We start from the raw sequence: 26,790 nt of genomic DNA on the forward strand, positions 1-26,790 counted from the left end.
CAAAAAAAACTATCATAATGAAAAACCCTTGTCAATAATTTTAGCTATAAATAATATAAATGGAGGGAATGATTTTGATTATAGAATGAAAAGGGGATGCATTGCCGCGGAAGAGAGGCGCAAAACAGCGCCTGCGCGGGAGAATTCCTACCGGCGCATGAAGGGAAAAGGGCGGCCGCTACCGCCGGGAATGTTTCTGCATCAGATAGGCGTGCATGGCCTTTGCCGCCCTTCGTCCGGCGCCCATCGCGGAGATGACCGTGGCCGATCCGGTCACGATGTCGCCTCCGGCGTAGACACCCTCCCTGCTGGTCCGGCCGGTCTCCTCATCGGCCACGATGTACTTTCTTTTCGTGACCGAGAGGTCCCTGGTGCTTTGGGCGATGAGCGGGTTCGCGCCGGTCCCGACGGCGATGATCACGACATCCACGGGGATGCGGAACTCGGAACCGGGAACCGGCTTCGGGGTCCGCCTCCCGGACTCATCGAGCTCGCAGAGGTCCATCCGGACGCACTCGATGGCCGTCACGTCGCCCTGCTCGCCGATGATCCGGACCGGGTTCGTGCAGAGCTCGAAGCGGATGCCTTCCTCCTGGGCGTGGTGCACTTCCTCCTGCCGGGCGGGAAGTTCGGCCAGCGAGCGGCGGTAGATCATCACGACCTCTCTCGCGCCCAGGCGAAGGGCGGTACGCGCGGCATCCATGGCCACGTTCCCGCCTCCCGCGACAGCCACGCGGTCGCCCCGCCGGACCGGGGTGTCGTATTCCGGAAAGCGGTAGGCGCGCATGAGGTTGATCCGGGTGAGAAACTCGTTGGCCGAGTAGACGCCGTTCAGGTTCTCGCCTTCGATCCCCATGAACCGGGGCAGGCCTGCGCCCGTGCCGATATAACAGGCATCGAACTCCTGCAGCAGTTCGTCGATGCTGATCAGCTTGCCGATCACGGCATTGGTCTGGATCGTCACCCCCACGCGTTTCAGGGAGTCGATCTCGCGGGCAACGATCTTCTTGGGAAGGCGGAACTCGGGAATGCCGTAGACGAGAACGCCTCCCGCCTCATGGAACGCCTCGAAAATAGTGACCGCATGGCCGAGCCGGGCGAGGTCATAGGCGCACGCAAGGCCCGACGGGCCGCTCCCGACAATAGCGACCTTCCTGCCCGTGGGAGGAACCGGGGCAAGAGGCTTCGAGCCGTTGTTCCGCATTTCGCGGTCCGCCACGAACCGCTCGAGCCTGCCGATGCCCACGGGGTCCATTTTCTTTGCCAACGTGCAGTTCTTTTCGCACTGGCTCTCCTGCGGACAGACCCGTCCGCAGACCGCCGGCAGCAGGTTGGACTCCCGGATGATGGCGCTGGCTCCGTCCAGATCACCCTCTCTCACGGCCTTGATGAACCGCGGGATCGGAACATGGACGGGACAGCCGGCCACGCACTTCGGGTCCCGGCACTGAATGCACCGCTCCGCCTCCTGCAGCGCCAGCTCGTCCGTGTAACCCAGGCAGACCTCCTCAAAGTTCGTCTTCCTGACCAAAGGGTCCTGCTCGGGAATGGGGGTTTTCCGCGGGGAGATCTTCTTGGGTTTTTTGACTTCAGAATTCATAACGGCAGTTAAACCTTCCTCCATGAAGAAAATAAGGGCCGCCGTTGCTAAGCAACAAGCGGCTCGGGAACGGTCTCTGGTCCTTCCTTCGCCCGAACCCGGCGCTTACGAGTGGCGACGCGAGGCGGGTGTGATCTTGGCACATTTGGTGGTTAACGGACCCTTATTCGCACAGTGCGCCCGCGTGGCGCTGGCGCCACGATTCAAAGGACTCCTTCTGCTCGGCCGTGTACTTCTTCAGCCGGTTCATCAGGCTGTCCCAGTCCACGAGGTGCCCGTCGAACTCCGGACCGTCCGTGCAGGCGAAGAGCGTCTCATTGCCCACGGTCACCCGGCAGCCGCCGCACATGCCGGTCCCGTCGACCATGATCGGATTCAGGCTGACCACGGTCTTGACGCCGAAGGGCCTCGTCGTTTCCGCGACGCTTTTCATCATGATCGCCGGGCCCACGGCCACCACCAGACCCGTGTCCCGCTTCTCCAGTTCCTGCTTCAGGGCCATGGTCACCAGCCCCTTGAGCCCCCTGCTTCCGTCATCGGTCGTCACGATCACGCGGTCGTTCACCCGCGACATCTCCTGCTCGTAGATCAGCAGATCGGCCGACCGGGCGCCCATAATGCAGACGACCTCGTTGCCGGCGGCTTTGAAGGCACGCGCGATGGGATAGAGGGGGGCAGTTCCGAAACCGCCTCCCACGAGTATGACCTTGCCGAACCGTTCGATATGCGTGGGATTGCCGAGCGGCCCGCAGAGATCGAGCACATCGTCTCCGGCCTGGAGCTTCGACATCTCGGCCGTGGTCTTTCCGACCGCCATCACGATCAGGCTGATCGTCCCTTCGTGCGGATCGATGTCGGCAAGTGAAAGCGGGATGCGCTCACCGCTCTCGTGGAGCCTGATGATCACGAACTGGCCCGGCTGCGCCTTCTTCGAAATGAGCGGAGCGGCGATCTTGTAGTAGAACACGTCAGGAGTGCGGAGCAGTTTTTTTTCGATTATCTTAGCCAAGATCGTGTCATTCCTTTGAAAGGAGTTAAAGGAGCCGGATCAGAAGCAGACATGCAAGCCCGGACGTAAACAGCGTCAAGGACTAGCCATTGAAACAAGGCGGACTTCCGCTAACTTCGCGTGACACCTTACCACTTTTTTAAAATCAATGGAATAAAAAAATCTCTAGAGTTATGAAGGCAAGTAACTGTGCACAAGGCGGGTATCCGGGGGACGCTTGCCAAGGTGACGCTGCGGACGGCCCGTCTCCCGCACCATGATAACATATGGTTTGATTCCTCATGGGATCAGACGGTCGTGGTCTCCGGGTCCCCTCAGATCATGCCGCCCGCCTGATCGCAGCCGATCGGCCGTGAGAAGAGATAGCCCTGGCCGAACCCGCAGTGAAGAGCCTTGACCTGTGCCACCTGGTCTTCTGTCTCCAGCCCTTCCGCGATAACGCCGATATGCATGTCCCGGGCAAGGAGCATGATCATTTTGACGATCTGCTGGTTCTCCCCGTTTGCGCCCATTCCCTGGATGAAGGAGCGGTCGATCTTGAGCCCGTCGATCGGCAGGCGATGGAGGTAGCTGAGCGGCGAATAGCCGGTCCCGAAGTCATCGATGTACAGCTGGACCCCCAGCGACTTCAGCTGGGCAAGGATGGCGATCGTCTCTTCGGGAGTTTCTATGATGACGTTTTCCGTGATCTCGTGTCGGGCGTCCTCGCCGACACGGGCATACGGCCCGCGAGCCTGAAGCTCGAATCCCACCAGGTCCGGCTGGACCATCTGCTTGTTCGACAGGTTGATGCTGACGAACAGGCGATGGCCTCGCGGGAACCGGGCCTGCCACTCCTGCATCTGCCGGCACGACTCCCGGAGCACCAGGCGGTCGATGGACACGATCATCCCCGTCTCTTCGGCCATGGGGATGAAATCGCCGGGAGCAATCAGGCCGCGCTCCGGGTGCTGCCAGCGGACCAGTGCCTCGAACCCGGCGAGACTGTTCGTCACGAGCGAGAGGATGGGCTGATAGAACACCACGAATTCCCCGCGCTCCACCGCCCTCCGGAGATCGGTCTCCAGATACAGCCGCTTGAGTGCATGCGCATGCATGCCCGGCTCGAATACCACATAGCTGGTGAACCGCGCCTCTCCAATGACCTTGTCGGGAATCAGGACCTTCATTTCTTTATCGGATAAACAGCCTGAAAACCCTGATTGTCTTCGGGAAAAAGCATGGCCTACGTTCACCGAAGAGTGCGGGCGACGGTGCTGTGATCCGAGAGGAACGACAAAAAAATTGCGCAATATTGCACAGGCGGGCGACCTGTCCATACCCCAAAAATACCTTGGCGGCATAGGCTTGAAACGTGACCCGCTGTCATACAAAGGCCTTTACTCCCGCTCGATGTGGTGGTAATATGTCGTTTTCTCACCGCTATGGACAAGATCATCCTTAAAGGCTGCCGCCAGCACAACCTCAAGAACATCGACCTCGAGATCCCGAGGGACCGGCTCGTCGTGATCACCGGCCTGTCCGGCTCCGGGAAATCGTCGCTCGCCTTCGACACGATCTATGCGGAAGGCCAGCGGAGGTATGTGGAAAGCCTGTCCGCCTACGCCCGCCAGTTCCTGGGCCAGATGGACAAGCCGGACGTGGATTCCATCGACGGACTCTCTCCGGCCATCGCCATCGAACAGAAGACGACGAGCAAGAACCCCCGGTCCACCGTCGGGACCGTGACCGAGGTGTACGACTATCTCCGCCTGCTCTTCGCCCGGATCGGCCGTCCCTACTGCTACAAGTGCGGCAGGGAGATCGCTGCCCAGACCGTGCAGCAGATCACCGACGCGGTCATGGCGCTCCCCAGGGACACGCGCATCCAGGTGCTTGCGCCTATTGTGCGCGGCAGGAAAGGCGAGTACAAGAAGGAGCTCATGGCCGCCGCGGCATCGGGCTATGTACGCGCCCGCGTGGACGGCGCGCTCAGGGACCTGAACGAACCGGTTCCGATGGACAAGAAGAAGAAGCACGACATCGAGATCATCATCGACCGCCTCGTTGTGAAGCCCGGCATTGAAAGGCGGCTGGCCGAGTCCATTGAGACCGCGCTCCGCCAGGCCGAGGGTATCGTGCTCGTCAACCTCGTGGACGAGAAAAGGGACCTGCTCTACAGCGAAAAGCTTGCCTGCATCGTGGACGGCATCAGCTATCCCGAGTTGACGCCCCAGATCTTCTCCTTCAACAGCCCCCAGGGCGCCTGCCCCACCTGCGACGGGCTCGGGGGCCTGCTCGAATTCGACCCCGGCCTCATCGTTCCCAACCCCAACCTCTCGCTCCGCGAAGGCGCGATCAAGCCCTGGGCCAAGCGAACGTCGTTCCAGTATTTCCAGATGCTCGACTCGGTCGCCCGCAACTGCGGCTTCGATGTGAATACACCCTTCAAGGAGCTGAAGCAGGCGCAGCAGAAGATGCTGCTCCATGGCACAACGGAGAACGGGGCAAAAACGCCGGGCCGGGGCGGCAAAGAGGCCACATGCAAACCCTTTGAGGGCATCCTTGCGAACCTCAGGAGCCGCTACGACGAGACCGACTCCTTCGCGACCCAGTGGGAGCTCGAGCAGTACATGAGCTACCAGACCTGCCCCGACTGCACGGGCAGCCGCCTGCGCAGGGAATCGCTCGCCATCAAGGTGGCGGACCTGAACATCCATGACGTCACGCGCATGAGCATCAAGCAGGCGCTGGCGTTCTTTTCCGACCTGTCGCTCAACCCCCGGGAGACCGTCATCGCGCAGCGGATCCTGAAGGAGATCCGGGAGCGGCTCGGGTTCATGGTGCACGTGGGACTCGACTACCTCACCCTGGACCGGGGGTCGGCCACGCTCTCCGGAGGCGAGGGACAGCGCATCCGGCTCGCGACCCAGATCGGTTCTTCCCTCGTGGGCGTGCTCTATATCCTGGACGAGCCCTCCATCGGCCTGCACCAGCGGGACAACCGCAGGCTCCTGGACACGCTCTTCCGGCTGCGCGACCTGGGAAACACGGTACTCGTGGTAGAGCACGACGAGGAGACCATCCGGTCGGCCGACCACGTGATCGACATGGGGCCGGGTGCGGGCGTGCACGGCGGCGAGATCGTCGCAAAGGGCACGCCCGAGGAGATCCAGCAGGTGCCCCAGTCGCTCACCGGCCAATACCTCTCGGGCCAGGCCTTCATCACCGTGCCGAAAGCGCGGAGGCGCTCCGAGCGGGCCGTCACCGTCGTGAACGCGAGCGAGAACAACCTGAAGAACATCACGGTGCCGTTTCCACTCGGCCTGTTCACCTGCGTCACCGGCGTGTCCGGGTCCGGAAAGAGCACGCTCGTCGTCGACATCCTCTACCGTGCCCTCGCCCAGCGGCTCTACCGCTCCACGGAGCGGGCGGGCGCACACAAGGACATCCGGGGGCTGGAGCACATCGACAAGGTGATCGACATCGACCAGTCGCCCATCGGCAGGACGCCCCGCTCGAACCCAGCCACCTACACGGGCGTCTTCGGCCCGGTCCGCGACCTCTTCGCGCAGCTCCCGGAGTCGCGCATGCGCGGCTACAAGCCGGGCCGGTACAGCTTCAACGTGAAGGGCGGCCGGTGCGAGGCCTGCGAAGGCGACGGCCTGATCAAGATCGAGATGCATTTCCTGCCCGATGTATACGTGACCTGCGACGTGTGCCACGGCAGCCGCTACAACCGCGAGACCTTGGACGTCCGGTACAAGGGGAAGAACATTGCCGATGTGCTGGCCATGACCGTGGAGCAGGCCCATGATTTCTTCCAGAACGTTCCGGCCGTCAAATCCAAGCTCCAGACGCTCCTCGACGTGGGACTCGGGTACATCACCCTGGGCCAGTCGGCGACCACGCTCTCGGGCGGCGAGTCCCAGCGCGTCAAGCTCTCGAAGGAGCTTTCGCGGCGCGCCACCGGCCGGACGCTCTACATCCTGGACGAACCCACGACGGGCCTGCACTTCGCGGACACCCAGAAGCTGCTCGACATGCTGAACCAGCTCGTGGATACGGGCAACACGGTTGTCGTGATCGAACACAACCTGGATGTGATCAAGACCGCGGACTGGATCATAGACCTCGGCCCCGAAGGGGGCGACCGGGGCGGCACGATCGTGGCCCAGGCGACGCCCGAGGACGTTGCGAAGGTGAAGGAATCCTACACGGGGCAGTTTCTGAAAAGAATATTGAAGAACTGAGCTCGGCAATCGAGCGGTTATTTTCCCCTTTTCATTTTTTAAGCTTCCCTATACAATGAGCCCTGACCAACATTCCCGGTCTGCTTTTTCCTTTTTCAGTTTTATTTCAAACCCGGAGGTCTTATGACCCGCCTATATTCTCTCCTGTTCATCACCGCTCTTCTGTTCACGGCATCAGCTTGCGGGAGCACCAAACCCCCGACGGCCCCCGCGACCCAAGGCAACAAGGTCATCGCCTCCCTCCAGGACCTGAGCAGCATGTACGGAAAGAAGAACCTTTCCGGGTTCATGCGGCTGATCTCCGACGGCTACAAGGACCGGAAGGAGTTCAGCGCAGCTCTTGAGGCGGTCTTCGCGAAATACGACACCGCGCAGTTCACGGTCCAGTACTCCCGCATGTACATCACGGTCGAGGACAAGGGAATGACCAGGGCCACCTTCAACTGGGACGGCAGTTGGGAGACAAAAGGGGGCGCCGTCCTGAAGAACAGCGGCAGGGCCACCTTCGCGTTCGATCCGAAGGACGCGCGCCTCGTCTCGTTCGACGGCAAGAACCCATTCCTGCCGCAGCCCGCGGAAGCGCCGGGAAAGAAGTAGCCAGCCCTCATTTCGAAGCAGATGACCCTGAAGGAGGGAAGCGCGAATCTTCTGGCGTCGCGCCGGCTCATTGTAGGGTGTTCTTGCTAGGAATTGAGAAATCCGGATTACGGATATGAGCGGAATGAACTATACCGAAGAACACATCCAGACCGACTTCCTCATCATCGGCGGCGGCGTTGCCGGCCTGCGGGCCGCTGTCGAGCTGGCAAGCAACGGCGAGGTGCTGGTCGTGACCAAGGATGCGCCGTCGGAGAGCAGCAGCGAGTACGCCCAGGGCGGCGTGGCCGTGGCTCTTTCCGACGAGGACGAGATCTCGATCCACCTCGACGACACGATCAGGGCCGGCGACGGCCTGTGCCTGCGCAAGGCCGTGGGGACCCTCGTCGAAGAGGGCCCGACGCGCATCCGGGAACTCATCCTCTGGGGCGCCGAGTTCGACAAGGAGGGATCGAAGCTCGCCTTCACCCAGGAAGCCGCCCATACCAAGAGGCGGATCCTCCACGCCCAGGGCGACTCTACGGGCCGGGAGATCATGCGCGTGCTGACCGACAAGGTCCGCTCCTCCCGGACCGTCTCCAAGATCGATTTTGCTTTCACGCGCGACCTCATCATCCGGGAGGGGCGTTGCGTGGGCGCCGTCGTCTGCCAGCAGGCGCTCAAAAAGGTCCTGATCATTTCGGCCCGCGCCGTCCTGCTCGCAACGGGGGGGGCAGGCCAGCTCTACAAGCGCACGACGAACCCGGCGGTCTCGACCGGCGACGGCATGGCCATGGCCTTCCGGGCGGGCGCCGAACTGGTGGACATGGAATTCGTGCAGTTCCATCCCACCGCGCTCTTCCGCGAGGGCGCGCCGCAGTTCCTGCTGTCCGAAGCCATGCGCGGAGAGGGCGGCATGCTCAAAAACATCAACGGCGTGCGGTTCATGGACGACTACTCGCCCTCGCGCGAGCTCGCGCCTCGCGACGTGGTCACCCGCGCCATCCACGCGGAAATGGCGGCGACCGGAGCCGACCATGTCTTCCTGGACATGACCCACCTGAACGCCGGCTATGTCATGCAGCGGTTCCCGCGCATCTACCGGACGTGCAAGGGCCTCGGCATCGACATCACCGCAGAGCCGATCCCGGTATCGCCCGCCGCTCATTACATCATGGGCGGCGTCAGGACGGACCTCTGGGGAGCGACGAGCGTACCGGGCCTCTTTGCGGCCGGCGAGACCGCATGTACCGGTGTGCACGGCGCAAACCGACTCGCGAGCAATTCTCTGCTGGAGGGGCTGGTGTATGGCGAGCGGGCGGGCCTCGCGGCGTCGCGCTATGCCAGGAGGCACGTCAACCGGCCTGCGCGCCTGTCGCGGAACCTGCCGATGCGGAAGGACCATGGCCCTGAAAAGGCCGCGGGAGTTTCCGAGATACGGGTGTCGCTCAAGAGACTGATGTGGGAGAAGGTCGGGATCGTGCGCAACAAGCAGGACCTGACCGGGGCGCTCAGACAGCTCCGGGAGTGGGACCGGCTCATGAAAGGACACGGTCCGGACCGCAGCCTTTTCGAACTCAGGAACATGCTCACGTCATCCATGCTCATCACCCGCTCGGCATTATTAAGGGAGGGCAGTGTGGGCGCTCATTTCAGGAGCGATTTCCCGGGGAAGGGGAAGAACTGGAGAAAAAGGACCATAATTACGAAATGACGATGCGTGATCCGGTTCAGCGATCGATGTTCCGGACAGGGACGGATCACAGCGGCTCCGCTGCCGGCAATAACGAAAAAGCCCTTCTGATTTCAGAAGGGCTTTTTCTTCGCCTCACCACCATCCGGGTGGAGGCGGCCACGGCCCCCAGTAGGGATTATACCCGTACGGGCCATAATCATAATAGGAATACGGATAGGGATAGGCGTAATAGAGCGGCTCCTCTTCCCAGAGATAGACCTGCCTGATCTCGAAAAGGGGATAAACATAATCCATCTCGTCGATCTTACCCTCCCTTGTCTCCCGGAACTCACCGGCAAGAGTGACCTCCCTCCCCGCCTTGTACACAACAGGATCGAGCATGCCCTTCTGCTTCGCGTAGACCGCCAGATACCTTCCCTGCATCTCTTCTCCCGTCTTCGGGTACCCGAACGAGTCCACGGGCACGTACAATACCTCAAGCTCCGAGCCCTGCGCGGTCAAGCGGTCATTCACGATGATGCCGCCGAGAATGAACACCTTACCGCGGTATGCATCCGGCGTTTCCCGAAGCCGGGCCAGCGAGACATCCCGCTCCCCCTGCCTCATCAGATCACGGCTCAGAACCGGAGCGCAGGAGGAAAGAAGCGCAACGGCGGCTCCCATTGCCGCCAGGATCAATACCTTTTTCATTACTCTCTCCCTGCAGCCCTCAACCCTGAAGACACCTGAGACGGAAATCCCGATACGGAGCAGTGCATTTCAGCCACCCCTTCCTGCTCCGGACGGCCAGGGCTTGTTCAGCCGATGCGCTATCCGGCGATTGCCCTGCTCCGAGAAGACTGAGACCGGCTCTTCGGGAGGGACCAGTCATCCATCCAGCTACGGCCGCCGATTTTATTACATACAAGAACCGACAGGGAAACACCTCCCTGCTCTGTTTCGCGGTCTTTTCCCGATTCCATATTAAATTCCGCACGCGGCAATGTCAAGGCAGCCTAAAGGCGCAGGGATCAGTTCCTGGTTCCACCGCCCGCATACACAGAGACTTCCGGGATATTTGTTCGGCCGTCTCCACTCGATCCACCGTTTCAATCTCATTGCATCGCATCATGCTCCATGTTATACTGTCGAACGAATCGCAAGGGAGACTGACATGCCGCAAGCCAACCCGAAGATCAAGTTGTTCACGCTCAGCACCTGTTCCCACTGCAACCGCACCAAGCGGTTCTTCCGGGATAAGGGCATCGATGTAGAGTTCATTGATGTGGACCTCCTGAGCAGCGCTGAACGGGAGCGGATCATGGACGAGGTGCGGAAGCTGAACCCCGACTGCAGCTTCCCCACGATCTGCATCGGCGATGCGGTTGTCGTGGGATTCAACGAGGAAAAGCTGAAAAAAGCCCTCGACCTGGAATGAGATGACTCCGGAAGCACTCTACGAGATACTGTCAAAATACGCGGAATCCCAGGGCATCCGCCTGAACAGGGACAGGCCCTTCGTGATGGACATCATGCAGGGCCTGCTGACGAACGAGGCGAGATATGGGTACCGGTCTTGCCCGTGCCGGCTGGCCTGGGGGGTCAGGGAGAAGGATGCCGACGTCATCTGCCCCTGCGTCTACCGCGATCCCGATGTCGAGGAGTTCGGCAGCTGCTTTTGCGGTCTCTACGTATCGATTGCCTGGAACGAGGGAGCGATCGAACAGAAACAGGTGCCGGAGCGGAGGCCGAAGGCAAAGCGGAGGATGTCTTAACCGCGAATGAACTGCACGGGTGCACCCGGTTCTCAACTGAAGACCCGGGAAACCCGATACGATACACAGAGGCGAGGGAATGAAAAAGAAAGACAAAAACAAGAAAAAGGCAGACATGCCCGAGTTCGTTTTCAAGGAGTTCACGCCTGAAGAGGGCAGGATCTACGAGGAGGCGGTGAGCAAGTTCCGCGAAGCCATCACCGCCGGAAAGACCCTGCGCCAGGCCTATGAAACCTATTCTGTTGCCGATAGAGAACTGGAGAGACTGATCCAGGCCGATTTCCTGAAGATCCTGATCGCCGAGCGCCACTTCGCGCAGGGCCGCCCCCTCGAGGAGATCGCCGCGGCTCTCTCGGTTCCCCTGGACCTCGTCAAGGACACCCATAAGCGCATGCTGCAGGAGGTGGGCGTCTCTGCCGCGAACCAGTTCGGCCGGCAGTTCGGGCCTGTGACGGGGGCGAGCGACTGAGGGCACTTACCGCAGAAATACAGGCTGTTTCTCTCCTGACCAAACACATCTCGCACCGGCAGTTCCGCGGCCTTCATCGCAGCCTCTTCATCATGCACGTCATGGCGCCTCACAAACATTTGGATCCTGGTTCGCCGCTGCGCCCTCTGCGCTCATCAATCCGCCTTTCAGAGGTTTTTTCATGAACTTGCTCATCGGTCTTCTCGCGGGCCTTTTCGGCGGCATTACCGGCGGTGGCGGCGGGATCGTCTCGATCCCGCTCATGGTCGCCTTCCTCAAACTGGATCAGCACGCTGCCCATGGCATCAGCCTCGTCGCCCTCGTCTTCACCGGACTGGTCGGCGCGATCACCTATGCCATCCATGGCACGCTGGATGTGACCGCATCGATCCTCATGGCTCTGACCGCCGTGGCCGCGGCGCGTGCCGGCGCCCATTTTGCCCATTCCCTGCCCGAATGGAAGCTCAAGCGGTCCTTTGGAGGCTACCTGATCCTCGTCGCAGGCCTGATGCTTTCGAAGCCTTTCCTTCCCGCGCTGCATACGCCGGCCGCGGTCAGGATCGCGGTCCTGCTGCTCACCGGCGCTCTGGCGGGATTCACGTCGGGGATGATGGGTGTTGGTGGCGGAGCGATCATGATTCCCGCCATGGTCCTGCTCGCCGGCTTCGATCAGCATTACGCGCAGGGCAGTTCCCTCCTCGTCATGGTGCCCACCGGCATGACCGGCGCGTACACGCATTGGAAGCTCGGCAATATGCGGACCGAGGTACTCCCCGGCCTCATCGGAGGCATCCTGATCGGGACGTTTCTCGGCGGCACCGTCGCACATTTCCTTTCTGATGCGGCGCTGCGGTTCATCTTTGCGGCCCTGCTTATCGTGACAGGCGTGCGGTATCTGAAGACCCGTCGCCCGGCCTTGCGTGAAGCCGCTTCCCGCTGACCAATCGCCGGGCAGGTGGGTTTCGCAGCCGGGGAGGCCTATGACGCGGTCGTAAACTCCGGAACGGGGCATACCGACATTCCCCTCTTTTCTTCTTTATCTCGGAAACAAATTCGACTATACTTTTTTTGAGGCCAGCGGCGGAGGTTCCCTGCCGGACATTGCGGCGATATGCCGAACTTGACCGGCTGGTCACCCAGGTATCGTCCGGCACTCGTTACGCTTCTCATCATCTTCCAGGTTGATATTCCGAAATGAACAGAAAACAGACAGAACAGGGAGTGCCCAGCCGGCTCTTCGGCTTTTTAGCGCGGGTCCTGCGCGACTTCAGGCGCAACCAGGGACTGCTGCTGTCCGGAGCAGTTGCCTACTATACCCTGCTATCGATCGTTCCCCTGTCTATTCTCGCCCTCATCGGGCTGTCTCACTTCATAGAAGAGGAGCAGCTGTTCCACACCCTGTCGACGTATCTCGAGATGGTCATCCCCGGCTATGCGGCGACGCTGACCGACCAGGTGCGGGTCTTTCTCGAGCATCGCAACGTGGTCGGCGTCATTGGATTGCTGGTCATGCTGTTTTTCAGCTCCATAGCCTTTACCGTGCTCGAAAATGCCATGTCGGTGATCTTTGTTCACCGGGTGATAATAAGGCGCCGTCACTTTCTCATCTCCGCCATTATCCCGTACGTGTATATTCTCGTCCTGGGCCTTGGCATCCTGATCGTGTCATTCATCACGGGAGCGATAGAGACGGTCGAAAAACGGCATATATTCCTGTTCGGATGGGGCTTGAGCCTGGAAGGCATTTCCGGTGTTGCGCTGTATACCCTGGGCATTGTCGGCGAGGTGTTTCTGCTTACGTCCATCTACCTGGTCATGCCGGTCGAGCGCATCACGTTTCGTCGGGCATTGACCGGAGGGATAGCCGCGTCGATCCTCTGGGAGATCACGCGTCGCGTGCTGGTCTGGTATTACTCGGTCATCTCCATGGTGAATCTGATCTACGGGTCCCTGGCCACGGCCGTCGTGGCGCTTCTGAGCACCGAGGCTGTTGCCCTTATCCTTTTACTCGGCGCCCAGGTCATTGCGGAGCTTGAGCGCAAGACCACCGATATCAGCCGGCAGGATGAGACCGGCTTTAAAACATGATCGATATGCGTGATCGCGGAAGATCAAACGCTGCCTTCAGGAGTCCGGCCATTCTATGGAAAAACCTTCGTACGCGGATGCAGCGCACGTAGTCACGTGCGGTTTGCCGCCGCTTTCCTTCCCCGTCTTTGCATACCGTCTGAGAGAACTTTTGCTCGCCTGCCGCGCTGTCTCAGAGAGCGTATACGCAAACCCTCTGCATCTTTGACCTTGCTGCTTCAAAATGCCTCCATTTATATAATCCTTAAGGCTCCTTGACAGCAGGAATCACGGGCTCTACACTTGAAACAAGTTAGGAATCATTCTGACCCGGAAACGCCTCACAACACCGAACGTAATCACAATCTTGACAGCGGGTTGCAGGGAGTTCTGATCGAAACAGATCCCGCGATAGGCGGGACTTCTGAGCTCACTTTTTGTGTTTTATTCGAGCACGCGGAAGAAGGGCCTTTTGCGCATTGCATCACCCCCGAACTTCATTTGACTTGAAGACATCCAAGGATCAATAAGGAAGACATCATGAAAAAGGTCATCCTGCTCACCACCTTCGGCGGCCCCGAAGCAAAGGCCGAAGTCGCCGAGCCGCCCATGGGCTTCAACGGGAAGGCCGGCCGCATGAAATATGCCCATCCCAATGACGACTATGTACAGGCCGGCGACCTCTACCGCAAGGTCATGACGGACATTGACCGGGATCACGTGAGCGGCAACATCGTGGATTTACCTGCACGGCGCGCAGAAGCGCATCCAACTGCGCCAGGCTGCCGTATTCTACAAGATTCTACAAGACCGGATCCCGATTATGGACGACGGGTTGCTGAAGGACTGAAGTTGGACGCGAAAGAGGTCGAACGCCTGGCGAAGATGTCCCAGGAAGAGAGGGCAATGGCAACCAGATGATCCCCCGCCGTGAAGCCCGCCGCGGAAACGAGCGTTGGGCTTCACCGGCCTGTTTTTCTTACATTACCTGCAGCACGGCTCCCGGGGCGATTGTACTCCAGCGGAACGCCGGTACATCGGAGACGCATTCCATGAATCGAAGGTCCGGCGAAGATCGACGAAAATTCAATGACCCGCAATTCAAAGGTCCCGAACGCAGGAGCGGGAAAGACAGGAGATCCGTGCGGGACCGAAGAAAATCGGGGCAATCATCCTGATAGATTGACAGCCGCATTCCCCCGGCTGTCGGTGCAGCAATAAAAGGCCTTCCGGAGATCCCGGAAGGCCTTGCTCGTTCATATCATTGAGGCATTACCACAGCGGCAGCATAGCGATGTCAGCCGTATCGTTCCCCGTGCGGAGATCGACGATCGTGGGGATCCCTATCGACCGGTACGTGCCGGTCGGAGCGCTTGATAACCAGCCAACCGCATCAATGCCATAGAATGCACCAGGAAGCGGCGTTCCGGTAGAGCCTCCAGCAAGATTCGACAGCGTGTAAGCACTGGAACCTGTTCCTGTCATCTGGCTATCAACGCGGATGGCGTCAACGATCATGCCTCCATTCACGGCAAAGAGCAGGCCGCGGTCCATCTTAGCGTTCATCTTGCCCGGATTACTCATGACAATCGAGCCCGTGACGCTGTTGCCCTTATAGGGAGAAACGACCGTGAGCGGTGTCGGGAATGAAACGGTCGTGGTTGCCGCGCTCACGAGTGTTGACGTGCTGCGGCTATATAATATGGCTCCGGCCACGGCGGTAAAATTCCCCGCGCCCTCAACGGGATCGGTCGTCGTCAGTGCGGATACCAGGCCACTGCTGATGTATGTACCTACATGAACAGGGTCGGCGGATAGTGCAAAGGTCTGTTTGAAACCGCCATACAATGGATTGAAATGCCTGAACCGGATCTCATAAGGATACTCGCCCGCGTTGGGAAGGGTCTGGTAAAATTGCACCCACGCGCCCGTCGGGGATGCGATGGCACCTGCTACCGTGTAGTCCGGGTTGGTAGCCGTCATCATCGTGATCAATCCGAGATCGGTCGCAGTAGACGGCGTTGTGCCCCTCGTAACAGGCACGCCCTTGATGATCACGGTCTGGTGGCCAAGGCCTCGTACGACGATATCGTACGTCTTCGTCGCTGCTGAGATCGGATACAGGACGAAGTTGCCGGAGGCATCAGGCATGGTCCATCTCTGAATCGCGTGATACGTGGAGGTGCCATCAGTGACCAGTTTCTCGGCCTTGATCACAAAGTCAGGCGTGGTGAGCGATCCGGAAGATGAGATCTGCCCCTTTATCGCTCCCGCCTTATCAAGGTCGAAGTAGGCGAGGCGGGGCTTCAGAACATAATCCAACCCCTCATGGAATTCGACGATGTCCTCACCCGCGTCAAAGTCGATGGCAAGCCTGAGGGTGCCCCCGAAAGTAATATTGAACGCGCCGATAAGCGAGATCCCGTGGTCGAAATCCGGGACGAACAGAGGATAGGTATTCCCTCCGACGACAACGTAATTATGATACGTGCCCGCCGGCAGCGTTGAATCGTATGTCGGCTCAAGGAAAATCCTGATCTGCCGGTAAGTCCCTATCGGCAGTTGGATGTTGCTCCAGAGCGCCTGCATGTTGCCGTTCGCGAGGCTGAGCAGGTCAATCGTCACCGGGGTGGTAAGCGGATACCTGAGCCAGTCGCCCGCACGGGGATCGGCGACATCGCTCGCATGGAACCAGATATCCTTCACCGTTATGTAGACATGGTCAAAATCTCCTGGGGCGTCCGTAACGCTGACGGTTGCGGCGCCCGTGGGCATAACGACAGCACCGCCTCCACCTCCACCGCCGCATGCCTGCAATACAAGAACGAAGAGCGTTATTAGAATTAAAGAATAATATTCTCGAGATTTCATCATACCCTCCTGAAAGACTGGTTTCTCGGCGGGGACTGAAAAAATCCCGCCCGGCCCTGAAGAAGCCCTGGTAATATTCACCTCACGTTTGAAACATCTTGCACGGAATCACCTCCTCGCCCGTTGAGAAAAACAATGTTTGGTAGTAAGACACGGTATGGCATACGAAGTTTAATAAGCATATGATTATCCCTCGAGCGGCTCTAGAAAATTGAGACATCGTTGAATTAACAGCGCAATTGGATGCTGGTAAGCACCGACTACGCTCTCCGCCAATAAAAAAGGGACGGCGAGCCTGCCGTCCCTTCGTGAATGTTGTGTCCGTTCAGGCTATTTTCCTCTTTCGCCGGCCTCAATGCCTTTTCGCGTCTGCTCAATGGCTTTATGGACCAGTTCAAGTGCCTTCTCGCGATGCCCGCCTTTGTTGTGTTCAGCCACTTCCAGCTCCACCTTCGCTTTCTTCAATGCTTCCAGGGCAGCGATCATGTGCGGCTGATGAATCGCAGCCCAGCTGCCTGCCGTGCCGCCAATAAGAAATCCGACGATCAAAGCAATTACGATTTTTTTTGCCATACGCCCTCCTTTTCCTGGAAAATTTACCCTCCATTATATCACATGCTATAAGGTTGAACGTTGGGAACCGCCTCCATCCTCTTCACAGAGAATCCCTGCCTGAACACCACTTCATTGCTTCTTCCCGTGACAGCTGGTCTTCGCTCATTGCCGCAATAAAGCTGGCTTTCCGTTCATGCGGCTTATTCACTATTGTTTCATTATCGGTGTAATGCCCAAACGCAATCTGGTTATTTCACCAAAATACCGGATAAGGAAAATCACGACAGCATTCCAACTGACTGATTTCCTGCGGCATTCATTATGGTATTTGAGTTGCATTTAAGTGCATTCAAGTGAACGCAATAGCGCTCAAACTCGTCATGGGGCGAGTGATTAATAAATACTCAATTTTAGTCAACCTGAGGAAAGGTGAATGATGCAAATGAACAATAGACACAGGATCAAGTATGCAGTGCTGATTACCACCCTGATGGCCCTCTGTTTTCTCGCGGCAAACGCTCTTGCCGTGCCGATCGGGGTCAAACTCACGTTCGATGGAAAAGGCGCTGGAGCTGTTGTTTTTGATGGAACCCTTCATGCCAGTAAGGGCCTCACCTGTGCCGACTGCCATGACCGGCAGGGCCTCATCCCTGCGATGTTCGAAATGAAGAGGAATACGAGTTTCATCTCCATGAGAAAAATAGAAATGGGCATGTCCTGCGGCAATTGCCATCACGTTTCCATGTCCGATCCATCGAGCTGTTCGTACTGCCATCGCAAGAGATGAGACTCTGTAAGCGGTGCGGCGCATCTTGCAGCGTACTCATATTCTGTTTTCATTCACCTGCGGGGGGGGGGCGAACCATGTTAAGCAGAGTAAAACTTGGAATCAGACGGCCTTACGACAGCGAGTCGCGCAATTTTCAGATGCCGGCCATATCCGGACCAATGCCGCGTTTGTGGATGGTCCTGCTGGTCATTACTCTTCCTTTGTTCGTCATGGGTGTCGATTTTTTTGAGAAAATGGAAAGATCGGGACCAATGGGCGCAGTCATTGCGGACACCCTTTTGCCGGCGTCCAGCATCGGCTATCTGATGTTAATCTATATTCTGAAAAAGCGAAAAATATAGACCACAAGCTTGCAGGCGGGCAATGCATTTCGTCCGCACGCATCTACTGCTCTTTCGTTCCACCTTGCATACAATTCTTCCTTGGTCAGATGGGGCTCTATCCCAAAGAGCTTCAGGAGCGTAAATTCCGTGCGCTGCCTTCCTTCCTGAGCGGTCGGTTCCCATCTCTGATACAAGGCTTTCTCCATTGAGCATCGCCTGATGTTCCTTCCTTCTCCTCTTCTTTGCCTGTGCCTGAACAGTGCTATATTTGTTCATAAAAAAATCCCCGGTTTTAATAATGCGAAATATTTCAAAAAATATCATTGTTTCTTAGCCTCGAAGGTGGATAATGAAGGTTGGGCGCTTACAAGCCTATGCACATCCTCAGACTTTATTATTAGTGCGGGCCTGGCGTGCAATTCTTATAAAGGAGTGAACATGAAATTACTGCTCGTCTATCCCAAGTACCCCACTACCTTCTGGAGTTTTAAATACGCATTGAAGTTCATCTCCAAGAAGGCGAGCCTGCCGCCGCTCGGGTTGTTGACCGTGGCCGCCATGCTGCCTGCCGAATGGGAGCAGCGTCTTGTCGATCTGAACGTGAAGCATCTGACCGATGCCGATCTCCGCTGGGCCGATTACGTGCTGGTGAGCGCCATGTCCATCCAGAAAGAGTCTGCCCTGTCGGTCATTGCCCGGTGCAAAGCGCTCGGTGTCAGAGTGATCGCCGGCGGACCGTTGTTCACGGCCAACCCCGAAGACTTCGACGGCGTGGACCATCTGGTGCTGAACGAGGCTGAGATCACGCTCCCGCTCTTCCTCGAGGACCTCGGGAATGACAAGGCGAAGCGTATCTACACCTCTCCCCAATGGGCAAATCTCGCTGCCACGCCCGCGCCCCGGGTCGACCTGCTGAACATGCGCAAGTACGCCTCCATGAACATCCAGTATTCCCGGGGCTGTCCCTTTGACTGCGACTTCTGCAACATCACCGTGCTCTACGGCCGCGTGCCGCGAACGAAGAGCGCGGACCAGGTCATCGCCGAGCTCAATGCGCTCTATGCCCGTGGCTGGCGGAGAGGCGTGTTCATCGTGGACGACAATTTCATCGGTAACAAGGGCAAGCTCAAGAAGGAGGTGCTCCCGGCCCTCATCGGATGGATGGAGGAGCGCAAACACCCCTTCACGCTGTATACCGAGGTTTCGATCAACCTTGCAGACGACGAGGAGCTGATGAGGCTCATGGTCAAGGCGGGGTTCGACCAGGTGTTCGTGGGCATCGAGTCACCGAACGACGAAAGCCTCGCGGAATGCAGCAAGCTCCAGAACCGGAACCGCGACCTTATCGCAAGCGTCCGGAAGATCCAGAAGGCCGGCCTCGAGGTCCAGGCCGGGTTTATCGTGGGGTTCGACAAGGACCCAGCGTCGATCTTCGAGCGCCTGATCGGTTTCATCCAGGAAAGCGGGATCGTGACCGCCATGGTGGGGCTCCTGAACGCGCCGCACGGCACCAAGCTCTACAGCCGCATGAAACAGGAAGGACGCCTTACGAGGGCAGCGACCGGCGACAATACGGACTTCTCCATCAACTTCGTCCCGAAGATGAGCAGCGAGGCCCTGCTGAACGGCTACCGCTCGATCCTCAACACGATCTACTCGCCGAAGCACTACTACGCGAGGGTGAAGAAGTTCCTCAAGGAGTATCGCCCCGCAACAAAGGCGCGGAGCTTCCGACCCCAGTTCAGCTACATCATGGCCGGGTTCAAGTCCGTGGTGCGCCTCGGCATTATCGGACGGGAGCGGTACTACTACTGGAAACTGTTCTTCTGGTCCCTGTTCAGAAAACCGAGGCTCTTCCCGCTCGCCATCACCCTGTCTATCTACGGGTTCCATTTCCGCAAGGTATTCGCGAGTCATGAGAAGACGCTGAGGGCGGCCGCGCTGAGGTAAAGAAAACTTCGCCGTGTCATGCCTGCGCCGGCACTCCCCCGCAGGCAGTTTAAACTTTTGCCGAATAAGTTCCGGCGAGCCCGGGAATCGAGGTGATGACGGAAAGACTGATAGAGGAATACTGATTTTTCTGGAGTATGATTTCAGGGAAGAGGAGTGAGAATCTCCCGCTGCCCCGCAGCCGTGAAGGGAACGAAAGCCCAACGATAAGCCACTGTCATGAGTAACATCATGGTGGGAAGGCGGGTGAGTAGGATCGAGCCCGAAGCCGGAAGACCTCAGGAACGACTATTCTCGCGGGAGGAATGACAACCATGAACTACAAGTTTTTCACGCACCAGGACTGCAGTTTTTATCCCTGCCACAACCTTCAGGAATGGAAATCCTGCCTCTTCTGCTGGTGTCCGCTGTATCTGCTCGATTGCGAAGGAGACTTCACCTACCGGAACGGCGTCAAGGACTGCTCGGACTGCGTCATTCCCCACACGGAGGAAGGATACGATTACGTCCTCGGAGTGGTGACCAGCAAGGTCTATGGCCGGTAAAACGTAAAGCAGGCAAGGCGTTTGGTAGAAGACCGATTGTCTGCGAGAAAATCGTCCTTCCCTTGTTTCACCTTACCTCACCTCATTACCAAAAAGCGCACAAACAGAAAAACGGCTCAGTAACGGGCGTCTTCTAAGATCTATACGGTGTCTTCCGCGATCGGGGCGAAGAGCGGACGCTAGCGGACAAAGTAGACGAGGGAGACGATAAGGCCGACAGCGATCACGATGCGCCGCAGCGCGGTGGGTTTGATCCTGCCGGCCATGCGCCCGCCCAGGGCGCCGCCCGCCAGGGCGCCGATGGCCATGATCAGCGCCGCGATCCACAGGACCTGGCCGGAAAAAAGAAAGAAGATCGCCGCGGCGATGTTGATGCTGAACGAGATGGCCTGTTTCAGCGCATTCAGCCGGGTGAGCGAATCATCCAAGACGAGCCCGATCACGGCCAGGACCATGACGCTCACGCCTGCTCCGAAATACCCCCCGTAGACGGCGGCGGGGGCCACGGGCAGTATCGCCATTGCTTCGTGCACGTGCCTGTGTCCTGTTCCGCTCATGCGGCCCGTCACCCAGGCGCGTATCCGGTCCTGGAACGCCAGCAGGACAACAGCGAGCAGGATGAGGTAAGGTATCAGGAGGCGGAACGTCTTGTCGCTCGTGTGCAGCAGCAGGACCCCGCCCGCGATCCCGCCCAGGACGCCCGAGGGAAGGAGATACCAGAGCCGCTTTCCCTGCCCCCTCAGGTCCTTCATCTGCGCGAAGGTCGCTCCGAGATACCCGGGGCAGAGAGCGACGGTGTTCGTCACGTTCGCGGCCACGGGAGGCACGCCGACGGCGGTCAGCATCGGGAACGTGATGAGCGTTCCTCCGCCGGCAAGGGCGTTCACGAGGCCGCCGGCAACGGCGGCCAGTCCTATGAGGAGAAGATCGAATCCCTGCATGAGGGGCCGGTTCCTTCGAGAGCGCTTCGGCCGAGGAGCGGCCGGGTAGATGGCCCGGCGCCGCTGCCGGTTCTCTCGCACTTGCTTGTAAGGAAGTGGACGTGATACGGGCCGGGACAGAAAGGGGAGCGCCCCTCAGAGGAACAGCCCTTCCACGATCGAGGCGTTCACCTGGTGGATCCATTTCATGATGCGGTGCCGGATGTCGTCCTTGAGGTCGTCGAAGCCGAGTCCCACGGCGTACTGACGGTCCTGCTTCCGGGCATGGAGCACCGTAGCGCGCACGGTGATGGTGCCCACCTCGATCAGGTTCAGCGTGACGCTCAGTTTCGACCCGATGCCGATCGGAGTCGGAACGTCCATCAGGCAGCCCGCCGGGCTGATGTTCTTCAGCACTGCCTTGTTCGTTTCATCGGCAAACCCTTCCAGCCAGTAGGTCACGGGGATGTCCACTGTCTTCCTCATGTACCTCCGGGCTCCGCCGGCGACGAGGATCGGTTCCGCGATCCAGACGGGCTGGTTCTTCCCCTTGAGCGTGGCGGGCTCCAGTTCCTTCCAGCTTGCCTGATTGCCGATCGCCTCGGCCACCGCCTTGCTCATCAGCACCTGACCCGGCTTCGCGATGCCGCAGAGGCGGGCCGCGATGTTGATGTTGTCGCCGATGACCGTATAATCCATGTGGTCTTCCGCGCCCATGTTCCCCATGACCACGTCGCCGCTGTTCAGGCCGATGCCGATGCTCACGGTGGTCTCGCCGGCCGCGGCCCGGGCCTCGTTCAGCGAGGCGCAGCAGCGCTGCATCTCGAGGGCGGCGCGGACCGCGTTGATCTCCATGCCCGGACCGTCGAAAATGGCCATAACCTCGTCGCCCACGAACTTGTCGACGATCCCGCCCCACTGGTGCACGACGGCGGTCTGCAGGTTCAGATAAATGTTCATCAGGCTGACCACGTCCTCGGGGCTCATTTTTTCCGAAAGCGACGTGAAGCCTCGGGCGTCGGAGAACAGGGCTGTCACGTACTTCCGCTCCCCGCCCAGTTTCAGCTGCGTCACGTCCCGGTGCTCCTTGATGTTCAGGACCGTAGACTGGGAGAGATACTTCTCCATCAGAAGCTTCTCCCGGAGGCTCAGGATCATCTGGTTGAATACGCCGGTCACCTTGCCGATCTCGTCGCCCGATTGGACCGCAACCAGCTTCCGCAGGTCTCCCCGGGCAACGACCTGGATGCCTTCGGCCAGCGAATCCAGCGGCTTCGTCATGACCCGCGCGAGCGCGAAGGAGCCGAACAGTCCGGCGAGAATGAAGCCCAGCGCGGTCCAGAGGTACGTCCTCTTCTGCGCGGTGATGGCCTCGTTGAGCGCCTTCTGCGACAGGCCGACGCGGGCGATGCCGATCCTCAGGTTCTTGGTTTTCAGGATGATGGGGGCCGCAGCATCAAGGACCGACTCATTGTTGACATGCGTTTCCTGGAAAAGCACGATGTCGGACCTGAGGGCGGCCAGGTCGCCGGGCGCTCCGAGCATGATCCCCTTCTTGGAGTAGTCGCTGTGGGCGAAGACCCTGCCGTCATCGTCCGCGACCATGGCGTAGACCACGTCGTCCCGCTTCAGGATGTCCTCGATCGTGGAGGCGACAGGCAGCTCCTGCTTGGTCAGGAGCCCCTCCTTGCCCACGCTGGCAAGCTGATACGCAAGCGTGGCGGCGCGCCGCTTCATCTCCGTCCGCAGGATCGCGTTCTGGCGGGTAAAGGTCACGACGCCGAGCGTGACGACCGCAAGCGACAGGATGATGATGAGCGTACCCGCGATCTTGTAACGCACGCTGATGGATGACAGGAACCGGATCAACCGCGCCGTGAGGGACGGCGTGTCAGCCGCACTTCTGCCGGCCTGCTGCGAAGGAGAGGCCGGGATCTTTTTCACGGCTGGCTGTTTGGCGGAAGCCTGGCCCTGCGCCTCGGACGAGCCGTTGCCGCCGCTGTCGGGCGTTGGCGTCATTTCTTCTCGATCTCCTTCAGGGTCTTCAGGATCTGGTCGATCTTCCTGATATTCTCCTGCGCCTTCATACCCAGGCTGCTGTTCGGGTTGATCTCCACGACCTGCTCGAAGGCATCCCGGGCCTCATCGTAGTTCTCCTTGGAATAGTTCTGAAGCCCCAGATCGTAATACCGCTGCTGTGCCTTCGGGTCCGCCGCGGGCCGGGCAGCGGGCTTTTGATGGGACGATGGCGGGGGCTGCGACCGGGCTGGTGCGTGTGTCTTCTTTACCGCGCAGCCGGGAAGGAGAATGGCCAACATTGCCAAGAGAAGGATCGTGCGAAGCAGCATTGATTTTCTTCTTTTCATACGTGAACAATGCGAAGTGTACCGCTGATTCGGTATCCCGATATCTGCTCCCTACCGTGGAACTGCAGGCCTCGCGCGGGATGATCGGACCTCATGGGGAACGGGTGCGGCCGTTTGTCGAAGCAAGCTTATCACACGGCAATTGCCGTTGTCAACTTCATTGCCCTTGCCCGCGGTCGGCGACAGGTTTGATCCCGCGGGCCTCGGAAGGGGCCGGAACGTTCAATCGCCGCTGCCGTCAATGACGGCGCGGATCTTCCGCAGCAGCTCGTTCACCGGCACGGGCTTCATGATGAAGTTGAATCCCGGTTCGATCAGGCCCTTCTGGTGCATGATGTCCGCCGTATAGCCGCTCAGGAACAGCGCCTTGATGCCGGGCTGGAAGATACTGATCTTGGTGTAGACCTCCCTGCCGTTCTTCTTGGGCATAAGCACATCGAGCAGCAGCAGTTTGACCCGGTCCTTGTTGTCCATGAACTTCCTGACCGCGTCCTCCCCGTCGACTGCCTCGATGACCTGGTAGCCGAACTCCCGCAGCATGTGGCTCGTCAGCTCCCGGACACTCTGATCATCCTCGGCGATCAGGATCGTCTCGGTCCCTCCCAGGATGGGCGGCAGGTCCACGGGCTGCTCCTCCCGCACCTCCGCGTCGGCCAGCGGCAGGCATATCTTGAACGTCGTACCTTTGCCCGCCTCGCTCGAAACAGCGATCATACCGCTGTGCTGCCTGATAATGCCGTAACTCATGGCAAGACCGAGGCCCGTCCCCTTCCCCAGTTCCTTGGTCGTGAAAAAGGGGTCAAAAATGCGCTCACGGGTCTTGTCATCCATGCCAACGCCCGAATCGGTCACGGTAATGAGGGCGTACCTGCCCGGCTTCCCGCACTCGTGCGCCTTCGCGGTTTCCTCATCGAGAACGAGCCGCTCCGTCTCGATGAACAGACTGCCTCCGCCGGGCATGGCGTCCCGTGCGTTCGTGGCGAGGTTCATGAGCACCTGTTCGAGCTGTCCGGAGTCGGCCATCACGGTGACGTCCTCGTCGCTCAGCATGGTCTTCAGATCGATGTCCTCGCCGATGAGACGCCTCAGGAGCAGTTCCACCTTCAGGATGATCTCGTTCACGCTCACGGGCCGGGTGTTCAGGACCTGCTTCCTGCTGTACGCGAGCAGACCCTGGGTCAGCGTTGACGCCCGGTTCGCCGCGGACATGATCTGCTCGGCGCTGTGCCTCAGCGGATCTCCCGCGTCCATTTTCATCTGGAGGATGCTGCCGTACCCGATGATGGCCGTAAGGATGTTGTTGAAGTCGTGCGCAATGCCGCCCGCCAGCGTGCCGATGGATTCCATCTTCTGCGAATGCCGGAGCTGCTCTTCGAGCCGCTTGCGCTCGGAGATATCGATCCCCACACCCACGATGTACTGCCTGCCGTTCAGGACCATCCGGTATCCCGTCAGGAAGAAATGCAGCACCATGCCGCTCTTTGTCACGAGCCGCGCTTCGAGGGCGGCCCTGCCCGTCGTGAACACCTCCTGCATGGCCTTCGCAACGGCGTCACGGTCCTGCCCGAAGAGTTCGAGCACGTTCTTGTTCGTCAGCTCTTCGACGGAATAGCCAGTCATTTCCTTTTCATGATTGTTCCAGCGGATCAGCCTTCCCTGCTCGTCGCAGACGTAGAAGACGCCCGGCAGGCTGTCGATGACCGCGTCGGAGAACCTCTTTTCCTGCAGCAGGAGATCGTCCGCTTTCCTGCGTTCCGTGATATCGATCCCGGTCGCGATGACATACTCCACGGACCCGTCCTGCGCGAGCAGCGCAGTATTGGACCACGCGACGAGCTTGCGCGTGCCGTCCCTTGCGACCCACTCATTCTCGTACCGGCTCGGGAACATGCCCGCGACCAGTTTCTGAAAGTCACCCTTCACCCCCTCTGCCTGTTCGGGAGGGACGAGCAGGTCCCAGGCAATTTTCCCCACTGCCTCTGCCGCAGGGTACCCGCTGATCTCCTCGCAGGCGCGATTGAAACGGACGATCGTTCCCGTGCGGTCCAGAACGAGCACGAGGGACGCCACCGTGTCAAGCACGGCATTCGTGAAATCCCGCTCCTTCTGCAGGACCGCTTCGGCCCTTTTCCGCTCCGTCACGTCGCGGGTTATTCCGAGGAGGGCGATGACCTCGTCCTTGTCGTTCCGGAGCGGAACCGCGTGGGTCTCCAGCCACAGCCTGCGACCCTGGATGCCGACCATCTCGAAGGCAAGGGTGCCGGACCCGCCCTGGAAAACGCGCTCCGTCAGCTTGATGAAAGCATCGCGGTGATCGGAGGTTATCAGGGGGCATATGGACCGGCCCTTGACCGTATCGAGAGACTCGGCCTGGATCATGTCGAGGCCGGCGCGGTTCATCATGATGAGCGTGCCGTCGGGGTTCAGAAGCTTGACGCACTCGGGCTCGCTGTCGATGATGGTCTGGAAGAGCTTCCGGCTGTCGCGCAGCTCCTGCTCCGCCTGTTCGCGGCCGGAAATATCATGAACCAGGGAAAGAATGCCGCTCATGCCGCCCGAGGCGTCCCGAAGGGTGGTATTGTACCACTCGGAGAGGAATTTCCTTCCTTCCCGGTTGATACCGGGACAGACCGCGGGCAGGGATTCTCCGCCGCGTCCCGCTGCCGCGCGCAGGCACTCGATATGCGAAGGGTCCGCGCTGAACATCAGCTCCCCGGCGTGCTTGCCCCGGGCTTCTCCGCAGGTCCAGCCGAAGATCCTTTCGGCCGCGCTGTTCCATTCGCGCACGCGATACTCGGCGTCCCAGAGTATGTATCCCAAGGGCATGCGGTCGATGCAAAGGTTCAGCAGCTGTTGCGCATCGAGGCACGGCGACTCGGTCCGTGCGGAATTGTGAAGACGATGGCTCATCGGAATATCCCTGCCATTTCAGCAGTTGACCTCGTGCCCGTACATCAGAGAGGTGCTTCGCACCCCGATGCTTCAATGATAGCAAAAAAGCAATTTTCTGTGCAACATAATTTTCCCTGTTTTTTTGCCGGAGAGGGCCGGGATGGCGCGGATTGAC

At 59.3% G+C, this 26,790-nt stretch carries 23 protein-coding genes and 1 riboswitch; of the genes, 13 read left to right on the forward strand and 10 right to left on the reverse strand.

Features of this window, described 5'->3' with window-relative positions; translation table 11 throughout:
• Positions 1-178 precede the first annotated feature (178 nt).
• The 3 genes from gltA to VL197_16650 all read right to left on the reverse strand — a co-directional run bounded on the left by gltA (position 179) and on the right by VL197_16650 (position 3,778).
• Entirely contained in the window at positions 179-1,600 is a 1,422-nt protein-coding gene (gltA, locus tag VL197_16640) for an NADPH-dependent glutamate synthase (protein HUJ19616.1), read from the reverse strand.
• A gap of 163 nt (positions 1,601-1,763) precedes the next feature.
• Positions 1,764-2,609, reverse strand: a complete 846-nt coding sequence (locus VL197_16645) for a sulfide/dihydroorotate dehydrogenase-like FAD/NAD-binding protein (protein HUJ19617.1) — start codon at positions 2,607-2,609, stop codon at positions 1,764-1,766.
• Between the two features lie 314 nt (positions 2,610-2,923).
• Positions 2,924-3,778 (reverse strand): EAL domain-containing protein, encoded by an 855-nt coding sequence (locus tag VL197_16650; protein ID HUJ19618.1) that lies wholly within the window; start codon positions 3,776-3,778, stop codon positions 2,924-2,926.
• A gap of 255 nt (positions 3,779-4,033) precedes the next feature.
• Here VL197_16650 and uvrA point away from each other — a divergent pair, with 255 nt between their 5' ends.
• The 3 genes from uvrA (at position 4,034) to nadB (ending at position 9,131) form a co-directional block, all read left to right on the forward strand.
• The gene (gene uvrA / locus VL197_16655) at positions 4,034-6,841 is read left to right on the forward strand and encodes an excinuclease ABC subunit UvrA (GenBank protein HUJ19619.1); all 2,808 of its coding nucleotides are present in this window, start codon (positions 4,034-4,036) and stop codon (positions 6,839-6,841) included.
• Positions 6,842-6,964: 123 nt separating this feature from the next.
• Complete coding sequence (locus VL197_16660) at positions 6,965-7,438, forward strand: hypothetical protein (protein HUJ19620.1); 474 nt, start codon at positions 6,965-6,967, stop codon at positions 7,436-7,438.
• Between the two features lie 124 nt (positions 7,439-7,562).
• A complete protein-coding gene (gene nadB / locus VL197_16665) occupies positions 7,563-9,131 on the forward strand; it encodes an L-aspartate oxidase (GenBank protein HUJ19621.1) in 1,569 nt (522 codons plus the stop codon).
• 114 nt (positions 9,132-9,245) lie between these two features.
• On the opposite strand, the gene VL197_16670 is transcribed toward nadB, so the two are convergent.
• The gene (locus VL197_16670) at positions 9,246-9,803 is read right to left on the reverse strand and encodes a Slp family lipoprotein (protein HUJ19622.1); all 558 of its coding nucleotides are present in this window, start codon (positions 9,801-9,803) and stop codon (positions 9,246-9,248) included.
• 463 nt (positions 9,804-10,266) lie between these two features.
• Between VL197_16670 and VL197_16675 the strand changes: the two genes are divergently transcribed.
• The 6 genes from VL197_16675 (at position 10,267) to VL197_16700 (ending at position 14,324) form a co-directional block, all read left to right on the forward strand.
• Positions 10,267-10,530, forward strand: coding sequence for a glutaredoxin family protein (locus VL197_16675; GenBank protein HUJ19623.1), 264 nt, complete (start codon positions 10,267-10,269; stop codon positions 10,528-10,530).
• A gap of 1 nt (position 10,531) precedes the next feature.
• Positions 10,532-10,867, forward strand: coding sequence for a ferredoxin-thioredoxin reductase catalytic domain-containing protein (locus VL197_16680; GenBank protein ID HUJ19624.1), 336 nt, complete (start codon positions 10,532-10,534; stop codon positions 10,865-10,867).
• Positions 10,868-10,946: 79 nt separating this feature from the next.
• Positions 10,947-11,336 (forward strand): hypothetical protein, encoded by a 390-nt coding sequence (locus VL197_16685; GenBank protein ID HUJ19625.1) that lies wholly within the window; start codon positions 10,947-10,949, stop codon positions 11,334-11,336.
• A gap of 181 nt (positions 11,337-11,517) precedes the next feature.
• Entirely contained in the window at positions 11,518-12,276 is a 759-nt protein-coding gene (locus VL197_16690) for a sulfite exporter TauE/SafE family protein (protein HUJ19626.1), read from the forward strand.
• A gap of 254 nt (positions 12,277-12,530) precedes the next feature.
• Entirely contained in the window at positions 12,531-13,424 is an 894-nt protein-coding gene (locus VL197_16695) for a YihY/virulence factor BrkB family protein (protein ID HUJ19627.1), read from the forward strand.
• 519 nt (positions 13,425-13,943) lie between these two features.
• Positions 13,944-14,324 (forward strand): hypothetical protein, encoded by a 381-nt coding sequence (locus VL197_16700; GenBank protein ID HUJ19628.1) that lies wholly within the window; start codon positions 13,944-13,946, stop codon positions 14,322-14,324.
• Positions 14,325-14,675: 351 nt separating this feature from the next.
• Here VL197_16700 and VL197_16705 read toward each other — a convergent pair whose 3' ends face one another.
• Positions 14,676-16,178: a DUF4382 domain-containing protein gene (locus VL197_16705; GenBank protein ID HUJ19629.1), complete on the reverse strand. Its 1,503-nt coding sequence runs from the start codon at positions 16,176-16,178 to the stop codon at positions 14,676-14,678.
• Positions 16,179-16,604: 426 nt separating this feature from the next.
• Positions 16,605-16,847 (reverse strand): hypothetical protein, encoded by a 243-nt coding sequence (locus VL197_16710; protein HUJ19630.1) that lies wholly within the window; start codon positions 16,845-16,847, stop codon positions 16,605-16,607.
• A gap of 472 nt (positions 16,848-17,319) precedes the next feature.
• Here VL197_16710 and VL197_16715 point away from each other — a divergent pair, with 472 nt between their 5' ends.
• From VL197_16715 to VL197_16730, 4 genes are all read left to right on the forward strand, one after another.
• On the forward strand, positions 17,320-17,616 hold the full coding sequence (locus VL197_16715; protein HUJ19631.1) for a c(7)-type cytochrome triheme domain-containing protein: 297 nt from the start codon (positions 17,320-17,322) through the stop codon (positions 17,614-17,616).
• A gap of 77 nt (positions 17,617-17,693) precedes the next feature.
• On the forward strand, positions 17,694-17,960 hold the full coding sequence (locus VL197_16720; protein HUJ19632.1) for a hypothetical protein: 267 nt from the start codon (positions 17,694-17,696) through the stop codon (positions 17,958-17,960).
• A gap of 420 nt (positions 17,961-18,380) precedes the next feature.
• Positions 18,381-19,892, forward strand: coding sequence for a DUF4070 domain-containing protein (locus VL197_16725; protein HUJ19633.1), 1,512 nt, complete (start codon positions 18,381-18,383; stop codon positions 19,890-19,892).
• 104 nt (positions 19,893-19,996) lie between these two features.
• Positions 19,997-20,191: riboswitch (cobalamin riboswitch) on the forward strand.
• A 15-nt stretch (positions 20,192-20,206) separates the two neighbouring features.
• The gene (locus VL197_16730; GenBank protein HUJ19634.1) at positions 20,207-20,437 is read left to right on the forward strand and encodes a cysteine-rich small domain-containing protein; all 231 of its coding nucleotides are present in this window, start codon (positions 20,207-20,209) and stop codon (positions 20,435-20,437) included.
• Positions 20,438-20,616: 179 nt separating this feature from the next.
• On the opposite strand, the gene VL197_16735 is transcribed toward VL197_16730, so the two are convergent.
• From VL197_16735 to VL197_16750, 4 genes are all read right to left on the reverse strand, one after another.
• Positions 20,617-21,378, reverse strand: coding sequence for a sulfite exporter TauE/SafE family protein (locus VL197_16735; GenBank protein ID HUJ19635.1), 762 nt, complete (start codon positions 21,376-21,378; stop codon positions 20,617-20,619).
• A gap of 135 nt (positions 21,379-21,513) precedes the next feature.
• On the reverse strand, positions 21,514-23,376 hold the full coding sequence (locus VL197_16740) for an adenylate/guanylate cyclase domain-containing protein (protein HUJ19636.1): 1,863 nt from the start codon (positions 23,374-23,376) through the stop codon (positions 21,514-21,516).
• Complete coding sequence (locus tag VL197_16745; GenBank protein HUJ19637.1) at positions 23,373-23,705, reverse strand: tetratricopeptide repeat protein; 333 nt, start codon at positions 23,703-23,705, stop codon at positions 23,373-23,375. The genes VL197_16740 and VL197_16745 overlap by 4 nt, the downstream gene beginning before the upstream one ends.
• A gap of 240 nt (positions 23,706-23,945) precedes the next feature.
• Positions 23,946-26,633, reverse strand: coding sequence for a PAS domain S-box protein (locus VL197_16750; GenBank protein ID HUJ19638.1), 2,688 nt, complete (start codon positions 26,631-26,633; stop codon positions 23,946-23,948).
• Positions 26,634-26,790: the final 157 nt, after the last annotated feature.

The sequence above is a fragment of the Nitrospirota bacterium genome (genome assembly GCA_035516965.1).
Lineage (GTDB): Bacteria > Nitrospirota > UBA9217 > UBA9217 > UBA9217 > MHEA01.